Source organism: Mesorhizobium sp. BR1-1-4 (assembly GCF_020165375.1).
In the GTDB taxonomy this organism is placed as follows: domain Bacteria; phylum Pseudomonadota; class Alphaproteobacteria; order Rhizobiales; family Rhizobiaceae; genus Mesorhizobium; species Mesorhizobium australicum.
On the sequence record NZ_JAIUIB010000007.1, the window covers coordinates 165085 to 190727 of the forward strand.

Genomic DNA, 25643 nt, shown 5'->3' on the forward strand with positions numbered 1-25643 from the left:
AGGATCTCCTAGCGATAAGGCGTCAGCTCGATGCGTTGGTGATCAGCGTGCGCTGAAGGAAATCGCGGATGAGCGGCAGCGCCTGCTCGAAGTGGGTTTCCAGCAGCCAATGCCCGGCACCCTCGATGAGATGCAGTTCCCCATTCGGCAGGTCCCGTTGATAGGCGCGCGCCGATTCCTCAGGCATGTAGCCGTCCTGGGGTCCCCAAACGATCAGCGACGGCGGTTGATGTTCGCGCAGAAAGGACTGATAGCGAGGGAACCATTCGAGGTTCTGTTCGAGCTTTTCCATCAGCCCGACCGACACGGCCCGACGCACCGGCGTGTCCATCAAAGGCCAATGAAGCTTCCAGAGATCGGGCGGAACCCGACTGGCTACGTCATCCGAAACCTCGCCGACGAACTCCTTGCGGAACCCCTCTTCACTCACGGCCTCCTCGAGCGGACGGTGATTATCGTCGGTCTTTTCGGCCCACCATGCCTTGATCGCCTTATACTTCGGGCCGAGCACATCCTCGTAGATGTCGCCGTTCTGGATGATGAGCGCCGCGATCTTGTCGGGCCGCGCGATGGCGTGCCTTAGCCCGATTTGGGAACCGTAGTCATGGAGCCAAAGTCCATAGCGTTCCAAACCGAGCGCATCGGCCACATTGGCGAGCAGCCCGGCATAGGCGTCGAAGTCGTAGTCGAACTCAACCGGGTCAGGCGTGTTGCTGTAACCGAAGCCCGGCCAGTCGAACGCGATTGTGCGCCAGCGATCGGCCAAAGCCGGCATCAGTCGCCGAAATTGGAAGGACGAGCATGGATAGCCGTGTGGCAGGAGCAGGACCGGAGCATTCTGTGGACCCGCCTCGCGCAGGAACAAGTTGTGCCCGGCGATCTCGGCGTAGCGATGAACTGTGAAGTGCTGTTGCACGACAAGACCTCTCGAACCGGAGTGGTCCAAACGCCTACAGATGGTTCCAGTTCCGAAGAGATTGTTGCCCGGCGCCTGGAACGAGGTTCCCAAAAGCGACTCCGTTGAGGAGTTTGCGATGGAGAATGTGACTGAAGGCCCTCATGGCGGCCAGAGAGCATGCGCCTTTTCCTCCGTGGCGCAAAACGGCAAGCGCCGTCGCAAACAGCGCAAGGGTGGCAGCGCTGTTTCGCTAGTGATACACCTCGCGCGCCGGGGAAATTGCTAGCCGGCCGCAAATCCGCGAGACTTTTGGCGCGAGGCTGGAACGTGAAGAAATACTCTGTATTCGCCATCGCGCGTGAGGCCATGCGCGGCCACAAGGGCTGGGAGGAGCAGTGGTCCTCGCCCGAGCCGAAAAAAGAATACGATGTCATCATCGTCGGCGCCGGCGGTCATGGTTTGGCCACGGCCTATTACCTCGCCACCGTGCACGGCATCACCAATGTCGCGGTGCTGGAAAAGGGCTGGCTCGGCGGCGGCAATACCGGCCGCAACACCACCATTATCCGCTCCAACTACCTCTATGACGAGAGCGCGGGCATCTACGACCATGCGCTGAAATTGTGGGACGGGCTGAGCCAGGAGCTCAATTACAACGTCATGTATTCGGCGCGCGGCGTCATGATGCTGGCGCACAATGTGCACGACATCCAGGTGCTGAAGCGCCACGTCCACGCCAACAGGCTGAACGGCATCGACAATGAGTGGCTGACGCCCGAACAGGCAAAGGAATTCTGCCCGCCGCTCAACACGTCCAAAGACGCCCGCTACCCGGTCGTCGGTGCGGCGCTGCAGCGTCGTGGCGGTACGGCGCGGCACGACGCGGTCGCCTGGGGCTATGCGCGCGGCGCTTCCGCGCGCGGCGTGCACATCATCCAGAATTGCGAGGTCACCGGGGTCAAGCGCGCCGCCAATGGCGCGGTCACCGGGGTCGACACGACGCGCGGCTTCATCGGAGCGAAAAAGGTCGGTGTCGTCGCCGCCGGCCACTCGTCGGTCATCATGAACATGGCCGGGGTGCGCATGCCGCTGGAAAGCTATCCACTGCAGGCGCTGGTATCGGAACCGGTCAAGCCTGTCGTTCCCTGCGTGGTGATGTCGAACACGGTGCACGCCTATATCTCACAATCCGACAAGGGCGAGCTGGTGATCGGCGCCGGCACCGACCAGTATGTCTCCTATTCGCAAACCGGCGGCCTGCACATATTGCAGCACACGCTCGACGCCATCTGCGAAATGTTCCCGATCTTCACGCGCATGAAGATGCTGCGTTCGTGGGGCGGCATCGTCGACGTCACGCCCGACCGCTCGCCGATCCTGGCCAAGACGCCGGTGCCGGGCCTCTACGTCAATTGCGGCTGGGGCACGGGCGGCTTCAAGGCGACGCCAGGCTCGGGCCATGTCTTTGCCCACACAATCGCCAAGGACGACCCGCACCCGATCAACGCGCCCTTCACCATCGAGCGCTTCCGCACCGGCCGTCTCATCGACGAGGCGGCGGCGGCGGCGGTGGCGCATTGATGATGGCCGTGATGGCAGTCGCGGTGCCGCTGATGCTGGCGGGGGAACAGGGCATGTTCCATGTTCCGACGGCGCAGGAAGTGCGGCTGCAGCCGATCAGCCGTGCGGGAAACGAGACCGGCTGGCCGTTTTCTGTCGACGAGGGAATGCTCGCCTGCGTCTGGAGTGTCGGCCAGAAAGTGGTGATGTTCTTCGAAGGCAGGCCGTACGGGCTGGATGAAGACGAGGATTTCCAGCCGCGTGGCGTCATCGTTACGACAGATCCGATGCAGCTGACGCTCGGCAACATGGCCAACCGCGATCTGTTCAGCGCGGCGACGAGCGTCGAGGAGCGGCTGCGGCTCGTCGCTCCCTTCATGACTATGGGCCAGAAGCTTTGCGATCAACCGGCTGGCGCGCGCGTCGGCCACGGCGAATTGTAGGAACAAACACGATGCTTCTCATCCGCTGCCCCTATTGCGAGGAAGAGCGCCCGGAACTCGAATTCCGCAACGCCGGCGAGGCGCACATCGCACGCTCGGCCAACATATCAGGCGAGAGCGACGACGACTTCGAGAAGTTCTTCTTCATTCGCTCCAATCCAAAGGGCATTATCTATGAGCGCTGGCGCCACATGCATGGCTGCGCGCGCTTCTTCAACGCGGTGCGTGACACCGTCACTGACAAGTTCGTCATGACCTACAAGGCCGGCGAACCGAAACCCTCCAAGCTGCCCGGAGTAGCGAAATGAACGGCGCGTTGCGCATTCCCGGCGCCGGACGCCTCAGCCAGGCCAAGACCGCGCGGTTCAGCTTCGACGGCCAGTCCTACGCGGGCATCGAGGGGGACACTCTGGCATCGGCGCTGCTCGCCAATGGCGTGCATCTGGTCGGCCGATCGTTCAAGTACCACCGCCCGCGCGGCATCCTGTCGGCCGGCGCGGAGGAGCCGAACGCGCTGGTGCAGATCGTGCGCGACGACGCGCGCAAGACGCCGAACGTGCGCGCCACCGTGCAGGAGCTCTATGACGGGCTCGCCGCCAATTCGCAGAACCGCTGGCCGTCGCTGTCCTTCGATGTCAGCGCGGTCAACGACCTGGCCTCGCCGCTGTTCTCGGCCGGCTTCTACTACAAGACCTTCATGTGGCCGAAGGCGGCCTGGAAGAGCCTTTACGAACCCAAGATCCGCGAAGCCGCCGGCCTCGGTGTTTCGCCCGACAAACCCGATCCCGACCATTATTCGTCGCGCTACGCCCATTGCGACGTGCTGGTGCTGGGCGGCGGCGCGGCCGGCATCGCGGCGGCACTTGCCGCGGCGGAGACCGGCGTGCGCGTCATCCTGGCCGACGAGCAGGCCGAGTTCGGCGGCAGCCTGCGCTTCGAATCTGGTGCGAAGATCGACGGCCAGGACGGCTTTGCCTGGGCACAAGCGGCGATCGCCAGACTGAGCGCGATGGACAATGTCCGGGTGCTGCCGCGCACCACGGCGTTCGGCTATTACGCGCAGAATTTCGTCGGTCTGGTCGAGCGCGTCAGCGATCACCTGAAGGTCCCCGGCCACGATCTGCCGCGCGAACGGCTCTGGCAGGTCCGCGCCAAGCGCGTGGTGCTGGCCTCCGGCGCCATCGAGCGTCACATGGTGTTTGCCAACAATGACAGGCCCGGCATCATGCTGGCGGGTGCGGCGCGCACCTTCCTCAACCATTATGGTGTCGCGGTTGGCCGGAATGTCGGCGTCTACACCGCCAACGATTCGGCTTACGGCGCCGCGATCGACCTGAAGAAGGCCGGCATCAACGTGGCGGCGATCGTTGATTTGCGTGACAACCCGACCGGCCCGGTGATCGATGAGGCCAGGGCCCTCGGCATCGAGATCAATTTCGGCCGTGCAGTGATCCGCGCCGGCGGCAAGCTACGCGTGTCGTCGATGACGGTGCAGCCGAAGAATGGCGGCGGCGAACGCACTATTCCCGTCGATGCGATCCTGATGTCCGCCGGCTGGACGCCGTCGGTGCATCTGTTCTCGCAATCGCGCGGCAAGGTTGCCTTCAACGACGAGACCAAGCGCTTCGTGCCTGGCACCTACGCGCAGGACTGCGTGTCGGTCGGCGCCTGCAACGGCACCGACGGCCTGACGGCGACCGTGGACGAGGCCTATGCGGCGGGCGCCAAGGCGGCGAAAGAAACAGGCGGCAAGGCGTCCAAGGGCGCCAAGCCGAAGGTCGAAGCCTCGGAAAGCTGGTCGCGCGGCATGCTGGGTGCTGGCCCCGGCGCCGGGCCGGACACGACGGTGAAAGCCTTCGTCGATTTGCAGAACGACGTGACCGCCAAGGACATCCGCCAGGCGGTGCATGAAGGCATGCGCTCGATCGAGCATGTCAAGCGCTTCACCACCAACGGCATGGCGACCGACCAGGGCAAGACCTCTAACATGCACGGACTGGCGATTGCCGCCGAAACGCTGGGCAAGCCGATCCCGGAAGTCGGCCTGACCACGTTCCGCGCCCCCTACACGCCTGTCACCTTCGGCGCGATCGTCAGCCACGCGCGTGGGCCGCTGTTCGACCCGACACGCAGAACCGCGATCCATCCCTGGGCCGAGGCGAAAGGCGCGGTGTTCGAGGATGTCGGCCAGTGGAAGCGCGCCTGGTACTTCCCCAAGGCAGGCGAGGACATGCATGCGGCGGTCGACCGCGAATGCGTCGCCGTGCGCAACCAGGCCGGCCTGTTCGATGCGTCGACGCTGGGCAAGATCGAAGTGGTCGGCCCCGACGCGGCGAAGTTCATGGAACTGCTCTACACCAATCCGTGGGAGAAGCTGGAGCCCGGCCGCTGCCGCTATGGCATCATGCTGCGCGAGGACGGCTTCATCTATGATGACGGCGTCGTCGGCAGGCTGGCGCCGGACCGCTTCCATGTAACGACGACGACGGGCGGCGCGCCGCGCGTCATGAACCACATGGAGGATTACCTCCAGACCGAGTTCCCGCATCTTAATGTCTGGCTGACCTCGATCACCGAGCAGTGGGCGGTCATTGCCGTCCAGGGGCCGAAGTCGCGCGAGATCATTGCGCCGCTGGTCGAAGGCATCGACATGTCCGACGAGGCGCTGCCGCACATGTCGGTGCGCGAGGGCAAGATCTGCGGCGTGCCGACGAGGCTGTTCCGCATGTCGTTCACCGGCGAGCGCGGTTTCGAGGTCAATGTGCCGGCCGACCATGGCCAGGCGGTCTGGGAAGCGTTGTGGGCCGAGGGCCAGAAGCATGGCGCCACCGCTTACGGCACCGAGGCGATGCACGTGCTGCGCGCCGAGAAGGGCTACATCATCGTAGGCCAGGATACGGACGGTACGGTGACGCCAAACGATGCCGGTCTGGACTGGGCGGTCGGCAAGAAGAAGGCCGATTTCGTCGGCATTCGCGGCCTGACGCGGCCTGATCTCGTCGCCAAGGGCCGCAAGCAACTGGTCGGCCTAAAGACCAAGGACCCCAAGGTGGTGCTGGAAGAAGGCGCGCAGATCGTCGAGGATCCCAAGCAGGCGATCCCGATGAAGATGATCGGCCATATCACCTCGAGCTATTGGTCGCAAAATTGCGGCCGTTCCATCGCGCTGGGGCTGGTGGCCGGCGGGCGTGACCGGATGGGCGACACGCTCTATGTGCCGATGCCGGACGGGGTGATCGAAGTGGAGGTTACCGGCATGGTGTTCTTCGACGAGACGGGAGGGCGCCTCAATGGCTAAGGCTGCTGCAAAGACGGCCACGATGGCTTCATCATCAGCAGAGCGGCGTCCGGCATTGGCCGGGCGCACTGTCTCCGCAACGAGTGTCAAGGTCGAGGTGCTGCCGCCGGCCGAGCGTATCTCGCTGCGCGCCCCGGAGGCTTCAGTCGCCGCTTTGTCGAAGGCGCTCGGCCTGACCTTGCCGAAGAAGCCAAAAACCTCGGCGTCGAAGGGCGGGCGTACGGCGCTGTGGCTTGGCCCGGACGAGTGGCTTGTCATCGACGAGGCCGGCAAGGACCCACTCGCCGATTGCGCAGGAGTTTCCGCCTTGCATTCGTCGGTCGGTATCTCGCATCGCAACATCGCGATTTCAGTCGCCGGTCCGGCGGCGGAAGCCGCGATCAATTCGGGCTGCCCGCAGGACCTGTCGCTCGACGCCTTCCCGGTGGGCGCCGCTTCGCGCACCATTCTCGGCAAGGCCGAGATCGTGCTGCTGCGCACGGCCGACGAGGCCTTCCGGGTCGAGTGCTGGCGTTCCTTCTCGGACTATGTCTTTACTTTCCTGTCCGAGGGAGCCCGCGACGCCACCGGCTGACCCCGGAACGTTTGCCGCCCGCGTCCGTTGAGCGGCGGCAGTCGAGGGAGAGATGCCGATGCCGTCGAAGCCCGCGCCGAAATCGCCGAAAACCGCGGCGGTCCGTTCGCTCGAACATGAGCGGCATTACGAGGCCGACGCCGAAGCGGAACTTGAGGAAGGCCTCGAGGACACGTTCCCGGCCAGCGATCCCGTGTCGATTACCGGGTCGTCCATTCCTGGAGCACCGGCGAAACCCGGCAAGGCCAAGACCGTCCCCGGCCGCAAGACCCGCAAACCCTGATTCCAGAATTTTTGGCTGACGGCCTCTTCCCAAGACCTCCGTGGATGCGATATTCAAAGCGCTTTGGAGAGGAAAAATGCCTGTTAGAGCCGTTGTCTGGGGTGAAAACGTCCATGAACAGACCAATGCCGCCGTGCGCGACCTCTATCCGCTGGGTATGCATGGCACCATTGCCGCCGCACTCAACCAGGACAAGGGCGTCGAAGCGACCACCGCCACCTTACAGGAACCCGAGCATGGCCTGAGCGAGACGCGCCTAGCCGCCACCGACGTGCTTTTATGGTGGGGCCATGCCGCCCACGGCGAGGTCAAGGACGAGATCGTCGAGCGCGTGCAGAAACGGGTCTGGGAAGGCATGGGGTTGATCGTGCTCCATTCCGGCCATTACTCGAAGATCTTCAAGCGGCTGATGGGCACGCCCTGTTCGCTGAGATGGCGCGAAGCGGGCGAGCGCGAGCGTGTCTGGGCGATCAACCGCGGCCACCCGATCGCGCAAGGCATCGGCGAATGCCTGGAGATCGGCGAGACGGAGATGTATGGTGAGCCGTTCGCCGTGCCGGAGCCGCTGGAGACGGTATTTATCTCCTGGTACGAAGGCGGCGAGGTGTTCCGATCGGGGCTGACCTATCAGCGCGGGGCGGGAAAAATCTTCTACTTCTCGCCGGGCCATGAGACCTATCCGATCTATCACAATAAAGGCGTTCAGCAGGTGCTGCGCAACGCCGTGCATTGGGCGCACAACCCGGCCCCGGCTTGGTCCGGCATCACCAATGCGCCAAACGTGCCGACGGACAAGGCCAAGGAGAAGATCGTCCAGAAAGGCCTGCGTCTGCATGCGGACGGCGACAAGGGGCTGAGCTGATGCACCGCCTGCTTTTGCTCGGCACCGGTTGGATCGCGGCGCATCATATCGAGGAGTTCGGTCAGGTCCCGGGCTGCGCCATCGTCGCTTGCGTGGACCACCTGCCGGGCCGCGCGGCGGCGTTCGCAGCCGCCAACAAAATAGGCACTTTCTTTGAAAGCCTCGATGCGGCGATCGCTTGGGGCGAGTTCGATGCCGCCATCAACGCCACGCCCGACCAGGTTCACAAGGCGACGACGCTGGCCCTGCTGGCCGCCGGGAAACATGTGTTCTGCGAAAAGCCGCTGGCGCCGAACCACGCCGATGCGCTTGCGATGAGCGATGCCGCCGAGGCGGCCGGGCTCGTCAACATGGTCAACCTGACCTATCGCAACACTCCGGTGATCCAGGAGGCGCGGCGCATGGTGCAGGCCGGCGAGATCGGCGAGTTGCGCCATGTCGAGGCGAGCTACCGGCAAAGCTGGCTGGTCAGCAAGTTCTGGGGCGATTGGCGGGTCGACGACAAATGGCTGTGGCGCCTGTCGGGCCGGCACGGTTCGACAGGCGTTTTGGGCGACGTCGGCATCCATATCCTCGACTTCGCGACCTATGGGGCGGCCGAGGATATCGTCAGCCTGCATGCCGATCTGGTGACGTTTCCGAAGGCGGAGGGCGACCGCATCGGCGACTATGTGCTCGACGTCAATGACAGCTTGGCGATAACGGCGCGGCTCGGTTCAGGCGCGCTGGCCACGATCATGGCCAGCCGCTACACGACAGGCCACGGCAATGATTTGTCGCTGGCCCTGCACGGTACCAAGGGCGCGATCAAGGTCGAGACCGACGGCAAGGTTTCGAAACTGTCCGCTTGCCTGGGTGACGACGTCGATCAGCACCGTTGGCGGACGCTGACGCCACCTGGCGTCAAGCACAACGCCCGGCGCTTTGTCGATGCGCTGGACACGGGACAGAACGGCGATCCGTCGTTCCGGCGGGCCGCCGACATGCAAAGGCTGATCGACGCCGCCTTCGAAAGTTCAGCGACCAAACTGCCGGTCTCGATCGGCTGAAATCACCATCCGGCCGGCTGAGCCGGCCAGAACCGACTTTCGAAAAATCTCAGTAGGCGCTCGGCATGATCCACGGGTTCACCGTGATGCCGAGCCGGGGACCCTTCCCGTCGGTCGTGGCTTCCGTGGAGGCCTTCTTGTCGACTGAGCCGGTCGAAGCGCAATCGAGCTTCATATTGGTCTTGGTGTCGACGCAGGTCGCGGCGGGAACGTGCTTGACCGCGTGGGTGGCGTTGGCGGCAAAGGCCGAGCCCGAAAGTGCCAGCACGGCGGCGAGGGTGAGGAGTGTCTTTTTCATGGTCTGTCTCCGGTTTCGGCGGGTGAATTTTTTCCGTACATGTACGTTATTTCGTACAAATACGTCCGTCGATCGCGAAGTTCAAGAGAAAATCGTACGCGTACGGTAGTTTTTTGTTAACCAAGAAAGTCGCCGCGGAAGGTTTGGAGGGGCGGTGCGGAATCTGGGAGAACAAAGGATATAGCGCTCAGCAGTTGACCGGTGTCTCGGTCAGTGGCGGCACATATTGCGTGCTGAGCGTGGCAAGGGTGAAGTCGCACATCCGCTTCACGAAAGCCTGCGGGTCGCCGAACGGGTAGAAGGGGAAGGTAATCAAAAGCGAGATCGTGCCATGGCCGACGGCCCACAGTATGGTGGCGATGGCGCGTGGATCGCCATGCAATTTGCCGGCGGCGACACAGGCCTCGACCCTGCTGATCAGCGCCTTCATTGCGGGGTTGCTTTCCTCCATGTCCTCGTAGCTCCTGCCTTCCGGCAGCTTGGTCTTTTCGGTCATGAAGACGGTGCGGTATTCGTTGGGGTTGCCGAGCCCGAAGGCGGCATATTCGGTCATGACCGCCTGCAAGGCCTCGATCGGATCGTCGGACGGGTGCTCCTCGATGCGTCGGGCGAGCGTTTCGAACGCGTCCTCGGCCAGGGCGAACAGGATGTCCTGCTTGTCGGCGAAGTAGGAATAGACCGACATCGGCGCATAGCCGACCCGCTTGGCCAGCTTGCGGATGGTCAAGCCTTCATAGCCTTCTTCCTGGACGAGCTTGTGCGCGGCCGCGACAAGCTCCGAGCGCAGTTCGGCCTTTTGTTTCTCGCGGCGTTTCTGGACGCTCAGCGGCAAGTCCGTTGCCCTTGTCTGGTTGGTGCCTGGCTAAATTATATACGCTGTACGGAAACGGACAAGGGCGCCGCGGGTTCCCACGCGGCAGGCGTCAGATCGCGCCGACACCGCCATCGATGGCCAGCGCATGGCCGGTCATGAAGGAATTGGCCGGGTCGGCGGCAAACAGGATGGCCGTGGTGATCTCGTCGACTTCCGCCACGCGCTTCATCGGTATGCCCCGGGTCAGCTCGGCCAACGCCTCTGCCTCCGGAATGCCGGAGACGCTCACGAAACCGTCTATCATGCCCGTTCTGGTGTGGGCGGGGCAGATGGCATTGATGCGCAGACCCTTGCTGGCATATTCGACCGCCGCCGAGCGGGTCAGGCCGATCACGCCATGCTTGGCGGCTGCATAGACCGAAAGCTTCGGCGCGCCCGAAAGGCCGGCGGCCGAGGCAATGTTGACGATGGCGCCGCCCTTGCCGGTCGCCTTGAACTGCCGCTCCATTTGCGGGATCTGGTGCTTCATGGCGTAGAAGACGCCGAGCAGGTCGATCTCGAGCACCCGGCGGGCTTCGTCCGATGGAACCTGCGGCAGGCGCACGAAACTCTGAACGATGCCGGCATTGTTGACGGCGACATCCAGGCGGCCAAATTTTTCCAACGCCAGCGCCACCAGTGCTTCCGACAGTGCCTCCTCGGCAATGTTGCCTGCCAGCATCGCGGTCTCGGTATCGAGCGTCTCGGCGAAACTCATCAGGGCCGTTTCATCCAGGTCCGAGAGAACCAGCCGGGCGCCTTCGGCGGCAAAGCCCTTGGCGGCGCCACGGCCGAGGCCGCCGGCCGCGCCCGTGATCAGCACCGTGGTTCCATCAAAGCGGCCCATTGCTTAGTCTTCCTTGTCGATCAGCTCGGCGGCGAGGTGCGACAGCAGCTTCACCGCCTCGCCATAGGTCCTGGCTTTTTCCGGATTGGAAGCATTGCCGTCCAGCGCCCGCTTGTAGACACCCTGGCAGATTGCCGCCAGGCGGAAGAAGGAGAAGGCGAGGAAGAACGTCCAGTTGCCGATGCCGGCGAGGCCGCGCCGCCGGCAATAGGCAGCGACATAGTCTTCTTCCAAGGGCAGGCCGAGGGCCGGGCGATCGATGCCGCCAAGGCCGCGAAAGCCGGAGGCATGCGGCAGGCGCCATTGCATGCATTGATAGGCGATGTCGGCGAAGGGGTGGCCCGATGTCGACAATTCCCAATCGAGCACCGCCAGTACCCTCGGCTGGTCCGGCGCAAAGATCAGATTGTCCAGCCGATAGTCGCCATGCACCAGCGATATCAGGCCGTCATCGACCGGCAGGTGGGTTTCCAGCCAGGCGATCAGCCGGTCCATGTCGGCAATGATACCGGTTTCGGAAGCACGGTACTGGCTGGTCCAGCGTGCCAGCTGCCGCTCGAAGTAATTGCCGGGGCGTCCGAAATCGCCAACGGCCTCGACATCGACATCGTGCAGGGCGGCGAGCGTGGCGTTCATGGCGTCGTAGATCGCGGCGCGTTCCTCGTTGCCGTGCGCCTCCGGCAGTGCCGGATCCCAGAAGATGCGGCCGTCGAGGAAATCCATGACGTAAAACATGCGGCCGATGGGCGAATCCTCGGTCGACAGGTGCAGCATTTCGGGCACTGGTACGGCGGTGCCGGAAAGCGCCTTCATCACACGGAATTCGCGGTCTACCTGGTGAGCCGATTTCAGGAGTTGGCCTGGCGGTTTGGCGCGCAGCACGTAACGGCCGCTTGCCGCCGTCAGGAGATAGGTCGGGTTGGATTGGCCGGATTTGAATTTTTCGATGGCCGCGAGTCCGAAAAAACCCGGGATATGCGCGTCGAGGTAAGGCGCGAGCGTCGCCTGGTCGAGCGCGTTGGCGTCGTTCATGCTGTCTCGGGCTGGCGTTCAAGCAAGGTCAGCGTCAGCCAACGGGCGGTGAGCGCCGGTTTTTTGGAGCCTTCGATCTCGATGGTCACGTCGTGCGCCGTCTGCACCCAGCCCGACGGCCTGACCTTGACGTCGGCCAGCACGAAACGGGTGCGGATGCGCGCGCCGGTCTTCACCGGGGCGAGGAAGCGCAGCGAATCGAAACCGTGATTGACGCCCATCTTGCCGTTTTCCAGCGGCGGCATGGTTTCGAACGTCATCGCCGACAGCAGCGACAGCGACAGGAAACCATGCGCGATGGTGCCGCCGAACGGCGTTTCGCGCTTGGCCCGCTCCGGATCGCAGTGGATGAACTGGTGGTCGTCGGTGGCGTCGGCGAACTGGTCGATCATGCGTTGCGTGACCACCCGCCAGGGCGAAACGCCGACCTCCTTGCCGACACTGGCCAGAAGCACATCGAGACTGATTGGTTCCACGCTCATGTCCTCCAGTTCACCTCCGGCTTCTGCGGCCGGAAAATGTCATTCCTTGAACAAGGTCAACCCATGCTGCACCGACTGCCCGCCGTCGATCGGAAGGATGGCGCCGGTGACATAGCTGCCTGCACGGCTGCACAAATAGAGCGTTGCGCCGGCAATGTCATCCGGTGTGCCGATGCGGCCGATCGGGACATGGCCGCCGACATGCCTGGCCTGCTCGTCCGTGCCGGTGGCAAATGCGGTCATGCGGCTCTGGAAGGGACCGGGGGCAAAGGCGTTGACGGTGATGCGGCGGCCGGCGAATTCGAGCGCCAGCGTGCGTGTCAGGTGATGAACGGCCGCTTTGGAGGCGGTGTAGGAATAGGCGTCGTCGGCCAGCGGCTGCGTTCCCATCACCGAGCCCAGATTGATCACGCGGGCAGGATCTTCGTCGCTGGCGGCGGCATCGAGCAGCGGCAGCAATTCGCGCGTCAGATGGAAGACCGCGGTGACATTGACGCCGAACACCTTGGCCCATGCCGAATAAGGGAAGCTCTCCAGCGGCGCGCCCCAGGACACGCCGGCATTGTTGATGAGGATATCGAGTTTGCCGGTGCGCGCCTTGACCTCGCCGACCAAGGCGGCAATGCCGGCTTCGCTGGAGACGTCGCCGGCAAAGCCTTCCGCTTGGCCCGGAGCGCCAAGCCCGTTCAATTCACTGGCCACCTTGACGCAGTCCTCGCCCTTGCGCGAGGCGATCATCACGCTGGCGCCGGCATTGACCAGCGCGGTCGCCGCCATGCGGCCGATGCCGGTCGCGGCTCCCGTCACCAGCGCGGTCTTGCCGGTGACCGAAAACAGATCGTCCAGATAGCTCATCACAATCCTCCGCACGGCCTGCGGGCAAACAGTTCGCGTTGACAAGGCTATCCGAAGTACGGTCATCCTTGCCACTGACAAAATGCCCGGCCTGCATGAAGGGTTAGCGACCGATGACGGAGATGAATCTCGGCATGACCGAGCGGTTGAGGCCGATCCACGCCCGCGTCGCGGCCATGGTGCGCGACGAGATCATGCCGCTCGACAAGGAATTCCTGAGCGAGGTCGGCAAGGCCGGCGACCGTTGGGTCTACAGCAAGCGCCAGGGGGAGATCCTTGAGGGGCTGAAGAAGACCGCACGGGAGCGCGGCCTGTGGAACTTCTGGCTGACCGGCTCGGAGCGCGGCTACGGCCTGTCCACCGTCGAATACGCCTATTTGGCCGAGGAGATGGGCAAGGCCCATCTGGGCGCCGAAACCTTCAACTGCTCGGCACCCGACACCGGCAACATGGAGGTTCTGGAACGCTACGGCTCGGCCGAGCACAAGCGGGAATGGCTCGAGCCGCTGCTGGACGGAAAGATCCGCTCGGCCTATCTCATGACGGAGCCGGATGTCGCCTCCTCCGACGCCACCAACATTTCCATGCGCTGCGAGCGGCAGGGCGGCGACTATGTGCTCAATGGCGAGAAATGGTGGGCGTCGGGTGCCGGTGACCCGCGCTGCGCCATTTACATCGTCATGGTGCGGACCGCCGGCGATGAAGAGCCACAGCACCGCCGCCATTCGATGATCCTGGTTCCCTCGGGCGCGAAGGGCGTAACCAAGGTCCGGGCGATGCAGGTCTATGGCGACGATGACGCGCCGCATGGCCACATGCATCTTCGCTTCGACAATGTGCGGATATCGACGTCGAACCTGATCCTCGGCGAGGGCAGGGGCTTCGAAATCGCGCAAGGCCGGCTCGGCCCCGGCCGCATCCATCACTGCATGCGCGCCATCGGCCAGGCCGAGATGGCGCTGGAGATGCTGTGCCAGCGTTCCCTACGCCGCGAGGCCTTCGGCCAGAAGCTGGCGAAACTCGGCGCCAATCTCGACATCATCGCCGAATGCCGCATGGAGATCGAGATGGCCCGGCTGCTCTGCCTCAAGGCGGCATGGATGATCGATCAGGGCGACGCGCGGGCCGCGGCCCCCTGGATCAGCCAGATCAAGGTCATCGCGCCGCGCGTGGCGCTCAAGGTCACCGACGAGGCGGTGCAGATGTTCGGCGCGCAAGGCATCAGCCAGGATACGCCTCTCGCCCGCTCGTGGACGCATCTCAGGACGCTGCGCCTCGCCGACGGGCCGGATGCAGTGCATCGGCGGCAGGTGGCGCGCATGGAGCTGAAGAAATACACGCAGGAAAAGGTCTGAGCGCTGCCCGGCAGCGTTGCCGCCGACAAACAAGGAATACCGTCAATGACGATCCCCTCCGAAATGAAGGCGCTGCTCTTGGTCGGTGACGGCTATACGAGGACGCCGAGCGGCAGTGCGCTCGAGGCGATGGAGCCGTATCTCGAGCCGGGCAGCATCCCTGTGCCTGCGCCCGGACCTGGCCAAGTGCTGATCAAGGTCAGCCTCGCTTCGATCAATCCATCGGATGTCGCCTTCATCAAGGGCCAGTACGGCCAGCCGCGCGTTATGGGCCGTCCGGCCGGCTTCGAGGGTGTCGGCACGGTCGTCGCGGGCAGCGAGGAGCCCTATCCCAAGAGCCTTGTCGGCAAGCGCGTCGCTTTCGCCACCGGTCTGAGCAATTGGGGCTCGTGGGCTGAATATGCCGTCGCCGAGGCGGCGGCCTGCATTCCGCTTCTCGATACGGTTCGAGACGAGGATGGCGCTGCGATGATCGTCAATCCGCTGACCGCGATCGCCATGTTCGACATCGTCAAGCAGGAAGGCGAAAAGGCCTTCGTCATGACCGCCGGTGCGAGCCAGCTCTGCAAGCTGATCATCGGGCTGGCGAGGGAGGAAGGGTTTCGGCCTGTTGTCACGGTGCGCCGTGACGAGCAGATCGCGTTGCTGAAACAACTTGGCGCGGCGCATGTCCTCAACGAGAAGGTGCCTGATTTCGAGGCCACGCTGCGCGAGGTGATGAAGGCCGAACAGCCGCGCATCTTCCTCGATGCCGTCACCGGGCCGCTGGCGTCAGCCATCTTCAACGCGATGCCAAAAAGGGCGCGCTGGATCATCTACGGCCGGCTCGATCCCGAGGCAACGATCATCCGCGAGCCTGGCCAGCTGATCTTCCAGCACAAGCACATCGAAGGCTTCTGGCTGAGCGAGTGGATGCGGCAATCCAGGGATCGGCGAGGTCCGGCGGTCCTCGAGGCACAGAAGCGTTTTTCCGACGGACGCTGGTCGACCGACGTGACGGCGGTCATTCCGCTGGCCGAGGCAATGGCGCGAATGCCGGCGGAACTGGCCAAGCCCAACGGCAAGGTGTTCATTCGGCCCTGATGCCGTCTTATGCGGCCCGGGAAGGGCGATCGCAGGCTTTCTGGACCTTTTCCCAGTTCGGTCGGCCATCCTTGGCGATCCCCGAAATTGATCGCCGCGTCTTTCGACCCCTATGCCTCGTCGCTTTGTCCGTGATATGTCGCCGCCATCGAATGCCGGGACGGCGCCAAGGCTGAGGCGTCTTCCCCAATGGCGTGCGGGGTGAATTGATGACGATTTCCAAGCCGGTTTTCGATCGTTTGGGGCTGGGCATGTGGATCGGGGCATTCCTGATCGTTCTCGGCCTGGTGCTATGGTCGCCCGGCACGCGCACGGTGACGCAAGCCTATGGATATGGCAGCGAAGCATTCCTGACCGGGCGGCCGCTGTACAATCTTCAATCCGAGATGGGGTACCTGTATGCGCCAGCCTTCGCCGCGCTTTACCTGCCGGTGCTGAAGCTCGGACCCTATCTGGGCGGCGTGGTGTGGCATGTGGTGGGCTTCGCAGCGCTCACCTTCGCGGCGATGCGGCAAGTGCGCAAAATCGGCGGTGAGGAATTGCCATGGCTGCTTTCCTTCGGCCTCTTCCTTGCCCTGCCGATGGCGCTGGGTGCCATCCGCAACGGCCAGGCGACGATCCTTTTGACCGCGGCCTGCTGGCTCCTGACCCTGTCGGCGCTCGAAGGGCGGCGCGCCGAGACCTTCTTCTGGGCTTCGGTCGCCATCATCGCCAAACCGACCGCGATCATCATGCTTTTGCTGGTGGGAGCCCTGCGCCTGCGGCTGATACCCGTGCTCGTGCTGGCAGTGCTGTTGGTACTGGCCATACCGTACGCGTTCGCGCCTGCCGGCTACCTCAACCAGCAGTACGGTGATTTCGCCCGCATGTTGACCTCCATGGCCGTCGACAAGTCCGGCCACTTTGTCCCTACCGACTTCACGGCGCCTTTCACCTCGGCCGGGCTGCTCATGCCTGAGTTCGCCGCCACGATCGTGCGCATCGTCGGGGCATTGCTTACGCTGTCGACCGTCCTCTGGTTCGACCGCAAGCTCCAGCCTGGAATAGCCGCACTGGCGATCTTCCTGGCGGCTGCCTTCTACATGTGCGTCTTCAATCCGCGTGTCGAGCCAAATACCTATGCCATGATCGCCGTGCCCGCCGGCCTCGCTATCGCCACACTGTGGCGGGAGGAGCGTGGCGGCGTCCTGGCCTCGGTGCTGTCGACGGTATTGTTCCTCACAGGTTTGACCAGCGTCGAGCGCCACATGCATGATTTCTTCTACCCTTGGTTCCGGCCGATCGCGGTCACCTTCATCGCCTGTTCGCTGATCTGGTGGTTCTGGGCCAAGGCGCGCGAAAAGATCGTGAGCGTCGGACCCGTTGCACATGGTTGATCCGCGTCAAAAACTCGACATCGTGGCGCCCTTCTTCAACGAGGCGCAATCGGCGCCGGCCTTTGCCGCCCTGCTCGACAGGCTCGAGGAAGCGGTATCAAGCCGTTTCGGCATGGCCGTCCACAAGATCCTGGTCGACGACGGCAGCCTCGACGATGGCGCCAGGCGATTTTCGCAAGCCCTGTCGGGATCGTGGGAGATCGTTCGCCTCAGCCGCAATTTTGGCAAGGAGGTCGCGGTGCTCGCCGGCCTCGACCAGTCGCGGGGCGACATGGTGCTGATCATGGATTCGGATCTGCAGCATTCCATGGATATCAGCTTGAAGATGATCGCCGAGCTGGTGGAAAGCCCCGATATCGACGTCGTGTACGCGCAGAACGACCGCCGCGAGGCGAGCTGGCGGCGCAGCCAGCTGGCGCGACTTTTCTACAGCCTGATCAACAGCAGCCAGCGTTTCGACATTCCGGAGAACGCCGGTGATTTTCGCGTCATGCGCGGTCCCGTGGTGCGTGCGCTGACTAGCCTGCGCGACAAGCGGCGCTTCAACAAGGGCCTGTTCGCCTGGGCCGGTTTCCGCCAGAAAGCCATACCCTATTCGCCGGAAAACCGCCCCATCGGCACGTCGAAATGGAGCCGGCTCAACCTGATCGCCTTTTCACTGGAAGGATTTACATCGTTTTCCGTCATCCCGCTGCGCATCATCAGCTTGAGCGGGATGCTGGCGGCGCTGGCGGGCGTCGTTTACGGCGCCAAAGTGTTCTTCGAGGTGATGTTGTACGGCGTTGCCGTGCCTGGTTACCCCAGCCTGATGGTCGCCGTCGTGCTGCTCGGCGGCCTCAACCTCACCTTGCTCGGCCTGATCGGCGAATATGTCTGGGTCACGCTGTCGGAGAGCAAGGACCGGCCGGTCTATCTGGTGCGCGATGTGGTGCTCAGCGAGACCGCCCCCGACAAGCCGCCGGGCGCGTCCCGCGGATGACGCGGCGCATTCGCCTGATCGCCGACGACTACGGGCTGGCACCAGGGGTTTGCGCCGGCATTCTCGACCTGCTCGACCGCGGACGCCTGACCGGCACCAGCTGCATGACCGGTTTTCCGGAATGGGCCGAGGCGGCGGCGCGCATAAAGCCGCTGCGCGGCCGCGCGGCGATCGGGCTGCACCTGACCCTTACGGACCAGCCAGCGGTCACAGGCAAATCGAGCCTGGCGCCTGGGGGCCGGTTGCCGCCGCTTCGTTCGCTGGCCCTGCCGGTCCTGCGCGGGCGGGTCGACGAGCGCGACGTCCATGCCGAACTCGACGCGCAATATAGCCGTTTCGTCGAGGCGCTGGGCCACAAGCCCGACTTCGTCGACGGTCATCAGCACGTGCATTTCCTGCCTGTCGTGCGCGGCTGGCTGCGGACACGTTTTCCCGACACTGCCGGCAGGCCGGTGCTGCGAGGCGCTCCGGCGCTGAGCGATGCCGCCGCCGCACCGAAAATCGCGGCAATCGCTGCCGTGGCCGCCGGCTTCAACCAATCGATGCAGCGTGCCGGCTTTGCCGTTTTGAAGCCGCTCGCCGGCATCTATGACTGGCGGCAACCCGAAAAGTTCGCCCCCTTGCTGGAGGCTGCGGTCGAAGCGCTGTCGGACCGTGGGCTGTTCATGTGCCACCCCGGCCATGTCGACCAAACGCTGTGCGCGCGTGACCCGATGCAAGGCGTGCGCGAAGTGGAATTCGGCGTTCTGGCTTCGGATGCGTTCGGCGCGAGCCTGGCCCGAGCCGGTGTCGAGATCTTGGACGGCCGGGAATGAATGGCGTTCAGCCACGGCGTTCGACCGGCAGCAAGATCGTCCGTTTTGCGTTGGTCGGACTGGCAAATACGGCCATCGACCTTGCCGGTTTTTTCCTGCTGCTCAAGCTGCACGCCCCGCCGCTGTCCGCCAATGTCATCTCGTGGTCGATTGCCGTCGTCTTCTCTTTCGTGGCGAATGGCTTCTGGTCGTTCGAACGCAATCACGCCATTCGGCTGCATGATGCCTTCCTGCGCTTCGTCTCGGCTGGGGCGTTGATTTCGCTCGGCGTGTCCAGCCTGTCGATCGCACTCTTCGCCGGCATCGGCGGTGTGTGGCCGGCAAAGATCGGCGGGGTCATCGTGGCGGCCATGCTGAACTTCCTTGCCGCGCGTTGGTCGATCGAGGGCCGGCTGCTGAAATAGGTATCTCTATTCCGCCGGTTCCACGTTGGTGTAGGCGGCTTCCTCGAGTTCGCGCTTCAGCCGTGCTTCCTCATGGGTCTTCGGCGTGACCAAGCGGCCAAGCAGGAGATAGGCGACCGGGGTCAGGAACAGTGTCGAGATGGTGGCCAGGCCAAGCCCGCCGACAATGACCCAGCCGAGCGCCACGCGTGCCTCGGCGCCCGCGCCGGCGGCCAGCACGAGCGGCACACCGCCAAGTATGGTGCAGATCATCGTCATCATCACCGGCCGCAGGCGGATGGTGGAAGCCTGCTCGATCGCTTCGCGCACGCCCAGGCCCCGATCTCGTAGCTGGTTGGCGAATTCGACGATCAGGATGCCGTTCTTGGCCATGACGCCGACCAGCAGCACCAGGCCGATCTGGCTGTAGGCGTTGAGGCTGGTGCCTGAAAGCAGCAGCGCGAAAATGGCGCAGGCAAGGCCGAGCGGCACCGTCGCCATGATGATGACGGCGCTGACGAAACTCTCGAACTGGGCGGCCAGCACCAGGAGGATGATGACCAGGGCGAAGCCGAAGATGGTGACCATGGCGCTGTTGGTTTCACCCAAAGTCGCAGCCTCGGCCAGGGGCAGGATGCGGCTTCCAGGCGGCAGGAGCGGCGTGGCGATCTGCTCGGCGCGTGTCAGCGCATCGCCAAGCGCGAAATTGCCAGAAAGGTTCGAGGTGATCGCCACCGAAGGCTGCTGCTGTTCGCGCGACAGCGACGGTGGTACGGCGCGCTCGGTCAGGGTGGCGATGGTCGACATCGGCACGAAGCGGCCATCCGCCGTCTTGAGGAACACATTTTCCAGATCGGTCGGATCGTTGATCGGATTGGTGGTCGAGACCAGTTTCACCCCGTAGCTGCGGTCGGCGATGTAGACATCGACGACGTCGTTGCCGTCGAGCATGGCTTGCATGGTGTTGGCGAGCCCCGTGATGTCGATGCCGAGATCGGAGGCGCGCTCACGATCTATCGCTACGGCCAGTTGCGGCTGCGTCGGGTCGATCGACAGGCGCGGCGTCTGAAAGCGCTCATCCTTCTGCATCTCGGCGATGATCTTGACCGCTGCATCGCCAAGCGCCTTTCGGTCGTTGCCAACCAGAGCGAATTGCAGGCCGTTGCCGGCGCCGCGGATGCCGAGACTGTTGGGTTGGACCGGGAAGATCCGCACGCTGGGCACCTGCCTGGTCAACTGACTGATCTCGGCCATGATCTCCTGCTGGCTGCGGCTGCGCTCGTCCCACGGCGCCAGCGTCATCACCATGAAGCCCGAATTGTAGGAACCGTTCTGGCCGGCGTTTTCGAAGGTCGAGCGGATCTCGCCGGAATCGCGCATCGGCTGGATCAGCCGCTCGATCTTCTGCATCTGCTGCGTCGTGTAGTCGAGACTGACGCCTTGCGGGGCGTTGATGCGCAACAGCACGGCGGCGCGGTCCTCGGTCGGCGTCAGTTCCTGGCGGATGGTGCCGAACAGCGCGAAGGCGACGCCGGCAAACAGCACCGCGACCAGAACCACGATCCAGGGCGCGTCGAGGCAAGCGTGCAGCGCGCGCTTGTAGCCGGCATTCAGGACGCCGCCGATGCGAGCGCCGATGCCTTGGCCGCCTTCGTGGTGAAGCGGCGCGCTGGTCAGCATGCGCGAGGCAAGCATCGGGCAAAGCGTCAGCGCGACCACGCAGGACAGAAGCACCGACATCGCAAGCACGAAGCCGAATTCGCGGAACAGGCCGCCGGTCTGGCCGGGCAGGAACGAGATCGGCACGAAGACGGCGACAAGCGTCAGTGTCGTGGCGACGACGGCGAAGAACACTTCCTGCGCGCCGAGCACGGCCGCCGCACGCGGCCCCATGCCTTCATTGCGCCGTCGCACGATGTTTTCCAAGACGACGATGGCGTCGTCGACCACAAGGCCGGTGGCCAGCACCAAAGCGAGCAGCGTCAGGATGTTGACCGAGAAGCCGGCTAGATAGATGGCGGCGATGGTGCCGATCATGGCGACCGGCATCGACAGGCCGGGGATGAGCGTGGCGCGCCAGTCGAGCAGGAAGATGTAGATGACGATCAGCACCATGGTGACCGACAGGCCAAGCGCGATCTCGACCTCGTGCACCGCACCCTTGACGAAGACAGCGTCGTCGCTGGTGATCTTGATCGACATGCCCTTGGGCAGGTTCTCCTGCAGCTTGGCGACGGCGACCTGGACGCCCGTCGAAATGTCCAGCGTGTTCGATTCCGCCTGGCGGATAATACCGAGGCCGATTCCGGTCTTGCCGTCCGAACGCAGCGTCGTCTGGCCAACATCGGGGCCGAGCGTGACGGTCGCGACATCGCGGATGCGCGTCGTGCCGCCGATGATGATGTTTTCGAATTCCGCGGGCGTCGTCACGTCGGCCGTGGTGCGGACGATCAGGTCCTGGTTGGTCGTTGTGATCGATCCGGCCGGGGAATCGAAGGCGACGGAGGCAAGCGCCGCCCGGAGGTCGGCGACCGTGAAGCCGAGGCTGGCGAGCTTGTTCTGGTCGACATCGATGCGAAAGATCTTGTCGCGGTCGCCATAGACCTGAACGTCGGCGACGCCGGGCACGGCGGCCAGTTCGTCCTCGATCTGGTCCTGGACCACCACCGTCATGTCCTGGATCGACATGGTGTCCGAAGTCACCGCCAGCCGCATCACCGCGTCGGAATTGGCATCGGCCTTGACGATGCGCGGCGGATCGGCGGTATCGGGCATCTGGTTGGCGACCCGGCCGACGGCATCACGCACATCCGAGGCGGCGACGTTGAGGTCGACACCGTCGTTGAACTCGATGGTGACGCGGCTCGAGCCGAAGGAGGAGGAAGACGAGATCGACTTGACGCCGGAGACGCGGGCGACGGCGCCCTCGATCGTGTCGGTCAGTTCGCGGTCGACGGTTTCGGCGGCCGCGCCTTCGAAGGTCGTGGAGACCGTGACGACGGCCCGGTCGACGTCGGGCAGTTCGCGGATCTCGACACCGTAGAAGGCAGCGAGGCCGGCAACGGCTATAAGGGTGTTCAGCACGAACGCCATGACCGGCCTGCGGATGAACAGCGCGGTGAAGCCGGTATCGCTGACGGCGTTGACGGAGCCGGTCATGAGCCTTCCGCGGCGGTGGCGGCGCGCTGCTCCTGGCCCGCGATGCGAACCTCGCCGCCTTCGCTGACACTTTGGGTGCCTTCGGTGACCACCATGTCGCCGCTGTCGATCTCCGCGTCGATCAATACGGTCTCGGTGTTGCGCTGGATGATGCGCACCGGCACGCGCCTGGCCTTGCCGTCCTCGACCTGCCAGACATAGGCGCCGTCCGAACCCCAGAGGATCGCCAGCGGGCTGACGGCCGGATAGGTCTCGCCGGGGAATTTCATGGTGATGGAGAACGACATGCCGGCGCGCAGCGAATCGGCCGGATTGGCGATGGTGGCCTTGACCAGAAGTGTGCGGCTCTTTTCGTCGATATGATTGTCGATCGCCGAAACCGTGCCGGTGTACGCGTTGCTCGGATTGGCGATCGGCGTCGCCGTCAATTGCGCGCCGACCTTGACGGCGGCGGCGAAGCGCTCGGGTACCTGGAAATCGACCAGGATAGAGGACCGGTCGTCAAGCGTGGCGATCGCCGACTGGTTGGTGACGTAATTGCCGGCCGAGATCGGCAGGATGCCGACCGTGCCGGTGATCGGCGCCAAGATCGAGCGGCGCCGCAGTGCAAGCTCGGCATCCTGAAGCGCCAGCTTGGCGCCGGCCAGAACCACTTCGGCATCGGCGACCGCGACCGGTGTCGCCGCGTTGGAGGCACGCAGCGACTTGACGCGGTCGAGCTTGGACTGAGCATCCTGCAAGGCGAGCTTGGCGCGGTCCTGTGCGATGATCTCCGTCTCGGAATCGAGCGTTGCGATGATCTGTCCCTTGTCGACATGAGTGCCGGATTCGACCAGCAACTCGGCAAGACGGCCGGAACTGTAGGGATTGACGGTCACCGAGGCGTTGGCACGGCCGGTGCCGATCGCTTGCAGGCGGTCGTTTATGGTGGCCGTACCGGCAGGCAAGGCGACGACGTTGACCTGCCGGACTCCATTGCGATTGCCAGCCTGTTTCGCGCCGTCCGCACCGCTTCTGGCGGGAGGCGTTGCCGCGTACGCCCAATCCATCCCCCAGCGCGCCAGCACTTCCGGCGCGCCTGGATAGAAGCGTGCCCAGGCGGCCGCGGCGGCGACCACGATCACAAGCGCAACGACAATTTGCTTCCAGGTCCGCATCGACACTCCGGTTTCAGAAATCGTCGGCCATTCCCGAAGGAACGGCACAGTGACGATGCGGGCGGGCGGCAAAAATCCGGCCACGCCACACCCCGATATCAGCGGTTTATGGCAATTATCACGCAATCGTGCACATTAAATCTCGGTAACGTGAAACCGAGACGGCCGCGAAGCCGATGCAATGATCCGGAGGATTCTGCCTATCGCAGGCCTTCCATCTCGCGGATGCGCCGGGCGCCGTCGGCCTCGAGTTGCCTGGTGACGGCGCCGATCAGCGTTTCGGCGACGACGAAAAGTGCCGCTGAGGAATCCCATGCGGAAGGCACGGCGGTTCGTCCGGCGATGACATGGCGAGCAAAGCGGGCGATCGGCGACAGCCACTGGTCGGTGAACAGTACGATCTGAACGCCGCGCTGATGCGCCTTCTCGGCGAAGCGGACGAGGCTGTCCTGGTAGCGCCTGATGTCGAAGATCACCAGCACGTCGCGCTTGCCCATGTCGATCAGCCGGTCACGCCACATGCTCTCCTGGCCGGCGAGGTGAAAGACATCGGGCTGGATGACGGCGAGATGGGCGGCCATGTAGCGCGCCAGGGGGTCGGTAAAGCGGCCGCCGATCAGGAATGTCTTGCCACGCCGCTCGGCCAGCCTGGTGGCAATGTCGGCAAGCTGCTTGTCGGACAGGTGCCTGAAGGTCTCGCGCATATTGTCGAGCGTTGCTTCCAGCATGGGCGACACCGTGCCGCCAATAGGCGAGGGCGGGTTGAGCGTTCGTATCGCCGGCGATTGCAATTGCGCCGCCAGTTCATCCTGCAGGCTCGACTGGAACTCGGGGTAATTCTGGAAGCCCAGCCGGGCGACGAAACGCAGGATCGTCGGCGAGGAAACGCCGGCCGCGGATGAGAATTCGGCGACTGTCTTGAGGCCGATCATCGGATAGCTCGCGATCAGCGTCTGCGCTGCGCGCCGTTCGCCGGCGGGCATCGCGCCGATACGGTCGGCAATCAATTCGGCAATGTTGGAAATCATCTTTTCCCCACCCTTGGCCCGCCGACCGTCTTTTCCCCAGATCGCATTTGACAAAGCCAAACAAACTGTATGAAATCATCCACCGGGACGCAATGAAACAAAATACGTAACATACGATACAGCGCTCCCAGGGGACGGCAGGACTATGGAGACAGCGCGGCCCGCCAGCCTTGCATCGTCTGATACCGTAGGGGTGACGAACCCCGGCGGATCGAGCCCCTTCGTGCTGACCTGCGATCACGCTTCCAATTTCCTGCCGGCTGAATTCGGCACGCTCGGCCTCGCCGCCGACGACCTGTCGCGTCACATCGCCTGGGATCCCGGCGCACTGCCGGTTGCGCTGCGGATGGCGCAGGCGCTTGATGCGACGCTGGTCGAAACCCGCATTTCGCGTCTCGTCATCGACTGCAACCGGCCGCTCGATGCGCCAGACCTGGTGCCGCCGGTCAGCGAAACCACTGCCATACCGGGCAATACCGGCTTGTCGGAAAAACAGCGCGCGGCGCGGGTCGCCCTGTCATGGCAACCGTTCCATGGCGCCATCGAGCGCATCGTCGAGGACCGGTTGGCGCGCGGCCAGGAGACCCGCCTGGTTTCCGTTCATTCCTTCACGCCGGTCTATAAAGGCCGCAATCGGCCCTGGCATATCGGCATCATCCATGACGATGATCGCCGGCTGGCGTCGCCGCTGATATCGGCGCTGCAACGGCTCTCAGGCATCACCGTCGGCATCAACGAACCCTATTCGCCGGCCGACCGCGTCTATTTCACGCTGGAACGGCATGCGCGCTCGCGCGGGCTACCCTGCGCGATGATCGAAATCCGCAACGATGAAATCTCCGGCGAAACCGGGCAGCGGAAATGGGCGGATATGCTCACGGGCATTTTTTCGGATCTGGAGCCAGAGGAGGCCAAGGGCTCTCGACGAAGCGCAGTCGGAAAGTCAGTTCAATCGGCCAGCTAAGAACCAACAG

General features: G+C 64.0%; 25 protein-coding genes. 15 read left to right on the top strand and 10 right to left on the bottom strand.

The features are described 5' to 3' along the window. Window positions 1-22: 22 nt before the first annotated feature. Window positions 23-916, bottom strand: coding sequence for an alpha/beta fold hydrolase (locus LB571_RS17210; protein ID WP_224596253.1), 894 nt, complete (start codon window positions 914-916; stop codon window positions 23-25). A gap of 309 nt (window positions 917-1225) precedes the next feature. Between LB571_RS17210 and LB571_RS17215 the strand changes: the two genes are divergently transcribed. The 8 genes from LB571_RS17215 (at window position 1226) to LB571_RS17250 (ending at window position 8967) form a co-directional block, all read left to right on the top strand. Next, window positions 1226-2479, top strand: coding sequence for a sarcosine oxidase subunit beta (locus LB571_RS17215; protein WP_224596257.1), 1254 nt, complete (start codon window positions 1226-1228; stop codon window positions 2477-2479). Next, window positions 2479-2901 carry a hypothetical protein gene (locus LB571_RS17220; RefSeq protein WP_224596261.1) on the top strand — a complete coding sequence of 141 codons (423 nt, stop codon included), beginning with the start codon at window positions 2479-2481 and terminating at the stop codon, window positions 2899-2901. The genes LB571_RS17215 and LB571_RS17220 overlap by 1 nt, the downstream gene beginning before the upstream one ends. An 11-nt stretch (window positions 2902-2912) precedes the next feature. Beyond that, complete coding sequence (locus LB571_RS17225; protein ID WP_015315781.1) at window positions 2913-3209, top strand: sarcosine oxidase subunit delta; 297 nt, start codon at window positions 2913-2915, stop codon at window positions 3207-3209. Then, window positions 3206-6199 carry a sarcosine oxidase subunit alpha gene (locus LB571_RS17230; protein ID WP_224596264.1) on the top strand — a complete coding sequence of 998 codons (2994 nt, stop codon included), beginning with the start codon at window positions 3206-3208 and terminating at the stop codon, window positions 6197-6199. Before LB571_RS17225 ends, LB571_RS17230 begins: the two co-directional genes overlap by 4 nt. Further along, window positions 6192-6773, top strand: a complete 582-nt coding sequence (locus tag LB571_RS17235) for a sarcosine oxidase subunit gamma (RefSeq protein WP_224596267.1) — start codon at window positions 6192-6194, stop codon at window positions 6771-6773. The genes LB571_RS17230 and LB571_RS17235 overlap by 8 nt, the downstream gene beginning before the upstream one ends. 58 nt (window positions 6774-6831) lie before the next feature. Then, the gene (locus LB571_RS17240) at window positions 6832-7056 is read left to right on the top strand and encodes a hypothetical protein (RefSeq protein ID WP_224596270.1); all 225 of its coding nucleotides are present in this window, start codon (window positions 6832-6834) and stop codon (window positions 7054-7056) included. Window positions 7057-7132: 76 nt separating this feature from the next. Continuing rightward, window positions 7133-7918 (top strand): ThuA domain-containing protein, encoded by a 786-nt coding sequence (locus LB571_RS17245; protein WP_224596274.1) that lies wholly within the window; start codon window positions 7133-7135, stop codon window positions 7916-7918. After that, complete coding sequence (locus LB571_RS17250; RefSeq protein ID WP_015315786.1) at window positions 7918-8967, top strand: Gfo/Idh/MocA family protein; 1050 nt, start codon at window positions 7918-7920, stop codon at window positions 8965-8967. Before LB571_RS17245 ends, LB571_RS17250 begins: the two co-directional genes overlap by 1 nt. A gap of 49 nt (window positions 8968-9016) precedes the next feature. On the opposite strand, the gene LB571_RS17255 is transcribed toward LB571_RS17250, so the two are convergent. The 6 genes from LB571_RS17255 to LB571_RS17280 all read right to left on the bottom strand — a co-directional run bounded on the left by LB571_RS17255 (window position 9017) and on the right by LB571_RS17280 (window position 13334). After that, on the bottom strand, window positions 9017-9265 hold the full coding sequence (locus tag LB571_RS17255; RefSeq protein ID WP_140618772.1) for a DUF680 domain-containing protein: 249 nt from the start codon (window positions 9263-9265) through the stop codon (window positions 9017-9019). A gap of 187 nt (window positions 9266-9452) precedes the next feature. After that, on the bottom strand, window positions 9453-10097 hold the full coding sequence (locus tag LB571_RS17260) for a TetR/AcrR family transcriptional regulator (protein ID WP_140618770.1): 645 nt from the start codon (window positions 10095-10097) through the stop codon (window positions 9453-9455). A gap of 91 nt (window positions 10098-10188) precedes the next feature. After that, the gene (locus LB571_RS17265; RefSeq protein WP_015315789.1) at window positions 10189-10965 is read right to left on the bottom strand and encodes an SDR family NAD(P)-dependent oxidoreductase; all 777 of its coding nucleotides are present in this window, start codon (window positions 10963-10965) and stop codon (window positions 10189-10191) included. A gap of 3 nt (window positions 10966-10968) precedes the next feature. Continuing rightward, entirely contained in the window at window positions 10969-11997 is a 1029-nt protein-coding gene (locus tag LB571_RS17270; RefSeq protein WP_224596277.1) for a phosphotransferase, read from the bottom strand. Further along, window positions 11994-12479, bottom strand: coding sequence for a MaoC family dehydratase (locus LB571_RS17275; protein WP_023770549.1), 486 nt, complete (start codon window positions 12477-12479; stop codon window positions 11994-11996). The genes LB571_RS17270 and LB571_RS17275 overlap by 4 nt, the downstream gene beginning before the upstream one ends. Before the next feature lie 39 nt (window positions 12480-12518). After that, window positions 12519-13334: an SDR family oxidoreductase gene (locus LB571_RS17280; protein ID WP_224596296.1), complete on the bottom strand. Its 816-nt coding sequence runs from the start codon at window positions 13332-13334 to the stop codon at window positions 12519-12521. A 113-nt stretch (window positions 13335-13447) separates the two neighbouring features. On the opposite strand from LB571_RS17280, the gene LB571_RS17285 reads away from it, so the two are divergent. The 6 genes from LB571_RS17285 (at window position 13448) to LB571_RS17310 (ending at window position 19346) form a co-directional block, all read left to right on the top strand. Next, complete coding sequence (locus tag LB571_RS17285; RefSeq protein WP_224596299.1) at window positions 13448-14689, top strand: acyl-CoA dehydrogenase family protein; 1242 nt, start codon at window positions 13448-13450, stop codon at window positions 14687-14689. A 45-nt stretch (window positions 14690-14734) separates the two neighbouring features. Further along, entirely contained in the window at window positions 14735-15772 is a 1038-nt protein-coding gene (locus LB571_RS17290) for a zinc-binding dehydrogenase (RefSeq protein WP_015315794.1), read from the top strand. 209 nt (window positions 15773-15981) lie between these two features. After that, window positions 15982-17148 (top strand): glycosyltransferase family 87 protein, encoded by a 1167-nt coding sequence (locus LB571_RS17295; protein WP_224596301.1) that lies wholly within the window; start codon window positions 15982-15984, stop codon window positions 17146-17148. Further along, window positions 17141-18127, top strand: a complete 987-nt coding sequence (locus LB571_RS17300) for a glycosyltransferase family 2 protein (protein WP_224596303.1) — start codon at window positions 17141-17143, stop codon at window positions 18125-18127. The genes LB571_RS17295 and LB571_RS17300 overlap by 8 nt, the downstream gene beginning before the upstream one ends. Then, the gene (locus tag LB571_RS17305) at window positions 18124-18942 is read left to right on the top strand and encodes a ChbG/HpnK family deacetylase (protein WP_224596305.1); all 819 of its coding nucleotides are present in this window, start codon (window positions 18124-18126) and stop codon (window positions 18940-18942) included. Before LB571_RS17300 ends, LB571_RS17305 begins: the two co-directional genes overlap by 4 nt. Then, window positions 18939-19346: a GtrA family protein gene (locus LB571_RS17310; RefSeq protein WP_224596307.1), complete on the top strand. Its 408-nt coding sequence runs from the start codon at window positions 18939-18941 to the stop codon at window positions 19344-19346. Before LB571_RS17305 ends, LB571_RS17310 begins: the two co-directional genes overlap by 4 nt. 6 nt (window positions 19347-19352) lie before the next feature. Here LB571_RS17310 and LB571_RS17315 read toward each other — a convergent pair whose 3' ends face one another. From LB571_RS17315 to LB571_RS17325, 3 genes are all read right to left on the bottom strand, one after another. Further along, a complete protein-coding gene (locus LB571_RS17315; RefSeq protein ID WP_224596309.1) occupies window positions 19353-22484 on the bottom strand; it encodes an efflux RND transporter permease subunit in 3132 nt (1043 codons plus the stop codon). After that, window positions 22481-23641, bottom strand: coding sequence for an efflux RND transporter periplasmic adaptor subunit (locus LB571_RS17320; protein WP_224596311.1), 1161 nt, complete (start codon window positions 23639-23641; stop codon window positions 22481-22483). The genes LB571_RS17315 and LB571_RS17320 overlap by 4 nt, the downstream gene beginning before the upstream one ends. 200 nt (window positions 23642-23841) lie before the next feature. Continuing rightward, window positions 23842-24669 carry a MurR/RpiR family transcriptional regulator gene (locus tag LB571_RS17325; protein WP_140661758.1) on the bottom strand — a complete coding sequence of 276 codons (828 nt, stop codon included), beginning with the start codon at window positions 24667-24669 and terminating at the stop codon, window positions 23842-23844. 145 nt (window positions 24670-24814) lie between these two features. Here LB571_RS17325 and LB571_RS17330 point away from each other — a divergent pair, with 145 nt between their 5' ends. Next, a complete protein-coding gene (locus LB571_RS17330; protein ID WP_140618748.1) occupies window positions 24815-25633 on the top strand; it encodes an N-formylglutamate amidohydrolase in 819 nt (272 codons plus the stop codon). Window positions 25634-25643: the final 10 nt, after the last annotated feature.